The sequence below is a fragment of the Streptomyces niphimycinicus genome (genome assembly GCF_018883605.1).
GTDB lineage: Bacteria > Actinomycetota > Actinomycetes > Streptomycetales > Streptomycetaceae > Streptomyces > Streptomyces niphimycinicus.
In genome coordinates this window covers 20,938-27,503 of the sequence record NZ_JAHLEM010000265.1, presented here as the reverse complement: position 1 = coordinate 27,503, position 6,566 = coordinate 20,938, and the positions used below count along the sequence as shown (strand labels likewise).

At 67.5% G+C, this 6,566-nt stretch carries 7 protein-coding genes; 4 read left to right on the top strand and 3 right to left on the bottom strand.

Annotated elements, in window-relative coordinates:
- The first annotated feature begins 346 nt into the window (after positions 1–346).
- From KN815_RS23585 to KN815_RS23575, 3 genes are all read left to right on the top strand, one after another.
- On the top strand, positions 347–1,885 hold the full coding sequence (locus tag KN815_RS23585; protein ID WP_216343931.1) for a helix-turn-helix domain-containing protein: 1,539 nt from the start codon (positions 347–349) through the stop codon (positions 1,883–1,885).
- Positions 1,885–2,475 carry a transcriptional regulator gene (locus KN815_RS23580; protein WP_216343930.1) on the top strand — a complete coding sequence of 197 codons (591 nt, stop codon included), beginning with the start codon at positions 1,885–1,887 and terminating at the stop codon, positions 2,473–2,475. Before KN815_RS23585 ends, KN815_RS23580 begins: the two co-directional genes overlap by 1 nt.
- Positions 2,476–2,676: 201 nt before the next feature.
- Complete coding sequence (locus tag KN815_RS23575; RefSeq protein WP_216343929.1) at positions 2,677–3,162, top strand: transposase; 486 nt, start codon at positions 2,677–2,679, stop codon at positions 3,160–3,162.
- 53 nt (positions 3,163–3,215) lie between these two features.
- Here KN815_RS23575 and KN815_RS23570 read toward each other — a convergent pair whose 3' ends face one another.
- The 3 genes from KN815_RS23570 to KN815_RS23560 all read right to left on the bottom strand — a co-directional run bounded on the left by KN815_RS23570 (position 3,216) and on the right by KN815_RS23560 (position 5,500).
- Positions 3,216–3,551: a hypothetical protein gene (locus KN815_RS23570; RefSeq protein ID WP_253209189.1), complete on the bottom strand. Its 336-nt coding sequence runs from the start codon at positions 3,549–3,551 to the stop codon at positions 3,216–3,218.
- Between the two features lie 329 nt (positions 3,552–3,880).
- On the bottom strand, positions 3,881–4,159 hold the full coding sequence (locus KN815_RS23565; protein ID WP_216343928.1) for a type II toxin-antitoxin system prevent-host-death family antitoxin: 279 nt from the start codon (positions 4,157–4,159) through the stop codon (positions 3,881–3,883).
- A gap of 492 nt (positions 4,160–4,651) precedes the next feature.
- A complete protein-coding gene (locus KN815_RS23560; protein ID WP_216343927.1) occupies positions 4,652–5,500 on the bottom strand; it encodes an alpha/beta fold hydrolase in 849 nt (282 codons plus the stop codon).
- 421 nt (positions 5,501–5,921) lie between these two features.
- Between KN815_RS23560 and wrbA the strand changes: the two genes are divergently transcribed.
- Positions 5,922–6,566: an NAD(P)H:quinone oxidoreductase gene (gene wrbA, locus KN815_RS23555; protein WP_216343926.1), complete on the top strand. Its 645-nt coding sequence runs from the start codon at positions 5,922–5,924 to the stop codon at positions 6,564–6,566.

Here is a 6,566-nt window from a genome sequence, read left to right as displayed (position 1 = left end):
CGGGCATCACGCCTGCTGAGTCTCATTTCAATGTCCATTCATATTTCTCGTTGTGATGTCACTGGTGCGGGAGCTTAGGCAGGTAGCTGACCTGGTGTCAGCTTGACGTTTATCGTCACTGGTCACTCGACCTGCTGAGATCCCCGGGAACCGGGGGCATATGAGACGGCCGTTCTTGGCCCTGCCTGACATTGTCCTCTGCCCCCTGCCGGGCTCCAGGCTCGTCGGCCTGCGCCCGGGGTGACGATCATCACTCCGGGGCGGTGTCATCAGATCATGCAAATGAACGCCTAAAATATGTCTAAGTAATTTCCATCCTATGCCTAGGCGGATGTAGCCTTGAGGTATGGGTGATGAGCAATTCGACAGTGTGGAGGCGTTGCTGGAGGAGGCGAGGCTGACGGCGCGTATGCCGGAGCCGGCCGAGCGTCTGCGTCTGCGGCAGGCCGCCGGTCTCTCCCGGGCCCAGGTGGCGGCGGCGGTGGGCGTCGGTCGGCAGACGGTCGCCAACTGGGAAGACGGCACCACCGATCCGCAGCCGCCGGGACGCTTTAAGTATCTGCGGCTGCTGGAGGGCCTGGCCCAGATCCACCCCGCCGCCCCGGCCCAAGGACTCGCCGAGACGGTCGCCCCGGTCGCAGGATCCGCTGTTCCGGAGACCGCGTGGGGCCCCGACGGGCTGGCCGTGCAGGGCGAGCCCGGCTCCTGCCTCCGCTGCGGCGTTACGACGCCCTATAAGGCCACCGACGGCCGTTCCCTGCACCCCGGCGCCATGTGCCAGCCCCCAGCCGCCGCGGCGCCGCCTCAGACCGCCGCCACGCCCGCGCCCGCTCCGACCGCTGCGCCGTCACCGGCTCCTGCGCCGGTGCCCTCGAGGCCGCAGCGCCGGGCGAAGTCCGCGGCCCGCGCCCAAGCGGAGACCGCCGACCTCATCAGCCAGGCCGTGCACGAAGAGCTGGAACGTGCCGAAGGCGACGCCGACGCCGCCATGAAGGCCCTGGTCAAGCGCGCCATCCCGGATGTCATGCGCCTGTTCGGAGAGACCCGGGCCACCGCCCGCTACACCTACACCGCCTACCCTGCCCTGCCCGACATCCTCACGAAGCCCTCGAAGAGGGAGCCGGACCAGATCTGGGAAGCCCGCCCCAACTTCCACCACCCCCACTACTCCCTCAAAAGCGCCGGGAGCATCACGGTCACCGCCCTGGACGTCAACGCCGCCTACCTCTCCGCCCTCAAAACCTGGCTCCCGATCGGAAAGCTGGAACACTCCACCGGCACGGACGGCGTGGACCCCAAGCGCTCCGGAGTCCACCTGATCACCCCCTCACCCTGGCACCACCCCCACCTCCCCGACCCCCTCGGCGACCGCGACCAGCCCGGCCCCCTCTGGATCACAGGCGCCACCCTGCGCCTCCTGCTGCGCCTCTCCGGGCCGAAGTACGGGCTTCTCGATCCGCCGGTGGTGCACGAATCGTGGACGTCCGGCGCGACCGAGAATTTCCTGGACGCCCTGCGGAAGACGCTCACCGCCGCGCGGGAGACGGCGATCGCCGAGGACGACACCATCACCCTCGAGTACATCAAGGCGATGTACTCGAAGTTCATCTCCACGATGGGCGAGTCGGTTCATAACCGCGAAATCATGCGTCCGGACTGGATGCACATCATCCACAGTCAGGCGTACGCCAACCTCTGGGGCAAGGCATACAAGGCCCACCAGGCCGGTCTGGACGTCATCGCCATGATGGGCACCGATGAGCTCCACGTCACCGGCGACTGGCGGCAGGTCTTCCCCGAGGGACGTGGCGTCGCCCAGATGAAGATCAAGCACAGCGACGCCAAGGCGTCCGGTGAGTACACCATCGGCATGGCGGCCCGCTGATGGCCGGCACCAGCGGCCGGTGGAGGGACCTGGGCGTCTTCCGCGCCCGGGGTGTCCACGGGGGAGTGGCTCTGGCCGGAGGTATCGACCGTATGGTCACCGGCATCGAGTCCCCCGTCGACTCCGAGCGCGGTCTGGCCGCCCGACTGCGCTACCTCACCGCCAGCGACGCCGGCTACGAGGCCATGGACCGCGCGGGCATCCACGTCAGACCCCGCGCCCTCATCGCCTGGCTGGCCGGGGAACAGACCCCCAGCAAGGCCAACCTCGCCCGCCTGGACGCCGCGTACTGGGACCTGCGCCGCCGCAACGTCGTCGCCGACCTCAAGCGCCGGCTCACCAACAGCGGCCGCGGAACGCGCATCGAGATCGACCCCGTCGACCAGTCCCGCGTCCAGCACAGACACCAGCGTGACCTGCAGACCCGCAACATCAACGTACGCGGCGCCGTATGGGACCGCGCCGTCGATGCGTGGATCGCCCACGACACGCAGGAACTCGAAGCCATCTGGGACGACATCATCCAAAGCACCCTCGGCACCGACTGGGACGCCTACACCCATGTCTCCTCCATCGGCTGGGCCGCCTGAAAGCACCCGTATCGCGAGAATCCCCAGGGAACCAGCCGCATTGCGCAGGTCAGAGCCTCTTCTGGCTGCCTGGGGAGACGGTGGGGGAACCGGTGCACGCGAACGGCGATTCCCTTTGTGGTGCCTTCGACCTGGACTTCGTCGATGGCGTACGGCGCCGTCGGGGGGCGTCGGGGACCGGGTGGAGTGTCCGGTTCGAGGATGTGCCGCCGGCACGCGGATGCGCTCTTCGCGGTCACCGATGCCGTGCTGTGCTCGGACGGCCCGGTCACGTCGCTGGCCGATGAGCATCGGTGTGTGTGGGCGATGTACGGCATGGTCAATCACGGCTGGCTGGAGCCGCACCGCCTGCGCCAGCTACTGGCCGCCATGCCACTGCCGCGTGCCGCCGTCGGGCGGATCGTGTTCGCCGGCGATGTGAGTAACTTGCTGCGGCCCGACGCCCCCACCAGCCCGGAGTTGCTGCCATACGGCTGGGCCGAAGTGCTGATCAGTTCGTTCCCCGGCCGGTGCTGCTCACGTCGCCGCGCTGGAGACGAGGCGCACGTTCTGGAGGGCCGTGCTGGACGCGATCCGGCTCGGCCTGTCCGACGACGCCACCGCAGTGACCGCCGCCGGGACGCGGCTGTGCCTCTGACATCACGTTGCCTCGCATCTCGCGTTGAGGACGCAGTGGTGTCGGTATGACATGACGGCCTCGGCCCAGTGCAGGCGGAGGCCGTCTCTGAGAGTGCCTGGGGTCAGCAGGTGGCTGAGCTCGAGATGCGTACCGCATCGAGCTGGCCGCCGGTGACGGTGAACGTGCTCTGCGGCACGAGGCATGCCGTTGTGCCACCCACCCACCGGATGTATGCCACGTCGTCGTGGCGGGTGTTCACGACGGTGATCGGTGCCGTCGGCTTGGATGGAAGTGCCTGCCAGCCCGATGTCACGTCCTGGAAGTGTCCGATGATGTTGCCGTTCTTGATGAAACACACGTAGGGGTATTCACACGTTGCTGTGGTCTCCCGGTCGGCGGCGCTGGCGGCCACGGTCGTGCCCGTGAGCAGCGCTCCGGCCACCGCGAGCGTGGTCACCCCGGCTCTGAGTCTTTTCATGGTCTCTCCCCTTTATTCAGTGAGAACAGGAGATATATATGACATATGCATAACAACCTGGTGAGTCGTATTCAGGTCAGATCCTCGGATCTGCCGGACCGGTTGTTCCGCGATGGCCGTGAGCTCGGTCGTCGGCCCTGGCTGGCCCGGCGGGGTAGTCCCGTCATGGCCTACGCCTGGAGGGTCTACGTGGGCGGGGAAACATCGTCGAGCGCACTGCGGCAGCGCATTCCTTCGCGCTCTGGAGGTCGAGTTGGGGCTGTCACCCGAGCCCGCAGTGGCCTGATGCTGCCACCCCATCGCATGGATCACGAAGCGGCTGCCCGCGCGTCACCGGCCTCCAAATCGGCCATGAATGCGTCATGCGTCACTACCGGCCCGCCCTCGGCCTTGCGGTGATCGGCTTCAGCGATGTCGGCTTCCTCCTGCAGGCGCCGCAGCTCCGCGAGTTCGCCGACGGGGATCAGGGCCGCCGCAGGAGTACCGCCGTGGTCGCTGATCACGATGGTCTCGTGGCCATGCCGGACCCGTTCGACCAGTTGGTCGAGCTCGTTACGGGCCTGGGTGAGCGGATACATCTGCTTCATGCCCAGAATGTACATATGGGGGGTACGTGGGGAGCGGCGATCGGGTGACCTTGGCATCATGCGTGCTGGTGGTTCCGCCGGATCGCCCGCTGAGACTTCCGGATTCTGTGGGACTGCCGTTGAGAATGCCTGGGTGAACCGCGCCAGTTAGCTCCAGTGCTCACGTGAGGCCGGCTGGAGGCAAGGCCGCCTCCGAAGGCGGCATGCGGTCTCAGGGACGAGTGCGGCGGATGTGGACCAGGTCGCCTCGGTGACCTGGGAAACTCACGAAGCTCGCACGTCATACACGGCCGGAAACACCGAACGCCCTACCCGGTGAGGCGGTACAACTCGGCCTTGGCCGGCCACGGGGGAGCGTGTACCGACACCGGGCGGTCAGGAGTGTGTGAACCGTGATCGCTTCGACCAGCTCGTCTGGGCCGGTGGGAGTGCAGCTCATCGGTCCGATGTTCGAGGTCAGGCTGAAGGAATCGCGCCCGTAGAGCATCTGGTTTACCCAGGTGTTGAGTGCCCCAGGAACGTCAGGAGGGCGCCGTTGACGTCTTCGGCGTGAGTCCACAGCAGGCCGTGTGGCGCATCGGCGATTTCGACGTAAGTGGCCTGCGGTAGAAGTGCGTGCAGCGGTCTGCCGGTCGCTTCGATCGGCAGGAGTCGATCGCCAGTGCCATGGACGATCAGAACCGGAACGTCGATCGCGGCGATGTCGGGGCGGAAGTCGGTGATCCAGGTCGGGATCACCGCGACACAGGCGCGCGCGGACGAGGCAGCGGCGATGTCCAGGAAGGTGTCCATAGCCTCGACGCCGATCCTGGAAGCGAGGTTGTCCGCCGGCTTGAGGATGATGTCGTGGAGTTCGGCGAAGTACGTACGCCGGTCCTGGCGCCGCGCCTTGACGATCAACGCGTCGAAGTACGACAGCTCGACGCCATGGGGCGTCGCGCCCGTTCGCAGAAGGAAGGGCGGCAGTGAGGCCAGGAAGACGGCCTTGGCCACCCGCGCCGAACCATGGGCGCTCAGGTAGCGCGCGATGTCCCCGGTCCCCGTCGCATGGCCGATCAGGACGGTTTCGCCGAGGTCCAACTCGACCAGCAGGGAGTGCAGATCCGCCGCGAAGGTGTCGTAGTCGTAGCCGCCCGCCGCGGGCGAGGAACGCCCGAAACCACGGCGGTCGTACGTGATCACCCGATAGCCGGCGGAGAGCAGGGCCGAAGCCTGCCTGTCCCAACTGCGGCCGTCGAGCGGATATCCGTGGATCAGCACGGCCGGCTGCCCGGTTCCGTGGTCCTCGTAGTAGAGCTCGACCACGGCGCTGCTCTCGTGACCGATCGTCATGTGGGGCATGAGTGTCCCTCGGGCGGAGGTGTGCGCGGGCGGAGCGCGGGTGCCCTCGCCTCACGATCAGCCTCGCCGTAGCCACCTGCCTGTCACATCGGTCATCCGACTGCGTTTGCCGGAAGGGACGGATACGGACATCGGCATGTTGTCCCGAGCCCGGATCCGGCACGAGGAGCAGTGTGCTCGGCGGGGCGTCGGCCGGGGCCCGTGGAGATCGCCGGCCTGGCCCCTGTCGGCGTCGTGCCCGGGGCCCTGCCGCACCGTACCTCTCATCGCCGGCTTCAGTCGGATGACTGGTACGCACCCCGCGCCCGGAACGGTGGTCGGATGACCGATGTGGGGCCGGGGCCCGGAATCCGAGGCTTGGACCGTGACCGGACGTCGCCGACTGGCGGGGTCCGACCCTCTCGACGGAAACGGAGCCCTCATGGAAGACGTCAGGGAACAGGTGTCCACGCCGGTCAATGTGTCGGTGATCTACTACTCGTCGACGGGAACCGTGTTCGCCCTCGCCAAGGCCGCGGCCACCGCCGCCGAGAAGGCCGGTGCCGAAGTGCGGCTGCGCAAGGTGCCCGAGCTTGCCCCCGCCGAGGCGATCGCCGCCAACGCGGGCTGGTCGGCGCACATGGAGGTCACCCAGCATGTAAAGGAAGCGATGCACGACGACCTGGCGTGGGCGGATGTGCTGCTGCTGGGGGCGCCGACCCGGTACGGGTTGCCCGCCTCGCAGATGAAGCAGTTCATCGACACCACCGGGCCGTTGTGGGCCCAGGGCTTGCTCATGGACAAGGTGGCCTCGTCCTTCACCGCGACCAGCACCCGCCACGGCGGCCAGGAGTCGACGATCCTGGCTCTCAACAACACCTTCTACCACTGGGGTTGCGTCATCGTGCCGCCCGGCTACGCGGACCCGATCCAGTTCCAGTCGGGCAATCCCTACGGCTCCGGGCACGTCGCCGCCACCGGCGAGGAACCGCCCGGCGAGGTCGAACTCGCCGCGATGGAGTTCCAGGCCCGGCGCGCGGTCCAATTCGCGGCCTGGCTCAAGCGGGGACGCACCGCAGGCCGCTGA

Excerpts from the sequence above, each read along its gene's own strand:
- KN815_RS23585 (WP_216343931.1), top strand. The coding sequence starts at position 347 with ATGGGTGATGAGCAATTCGACAGTGTGGAGGCGTTGCTGGAGGAGGCG.
- KN815_RS23580 (WP_216343930.1), top strand. The coding sequence starts at position 1,885 with ATGGCCGGCACCAGCGGCCGGTGGAGGGACCTGGGCGTCTTCCGCGCC.
- KN815_RS23575 (WP_216343929.1), top strand. The coding sequence starts at position 2,677 with ATGTGCCGCCGGCACGCGGATGCGCTCTTCGCGGTCACCGATGCCGTG.
- KN815_RS23565 (WP_216343928.1), bottom strand. The coding sequence starts at position 4,159 with ATGAAGCAGATGTATCCGCTCACCCAGGCCCGTAACGAGCTCGACCAA.
- KN815_RS23560 (WP_216343927.1), bottom strand. The coding sequence starts at position 5,500 with ATGCCCCACATGACGATCGGTCACGAGAGCAGCGCCGTGGTCGAGCTC.
- wrbA (WP_216343926.1), top strand. The coding sequence starts at position 5,922 with ATGGAAGACGTCAGGGAACAGGTGTCCACGCCGGTCAATGTGTCGGTG.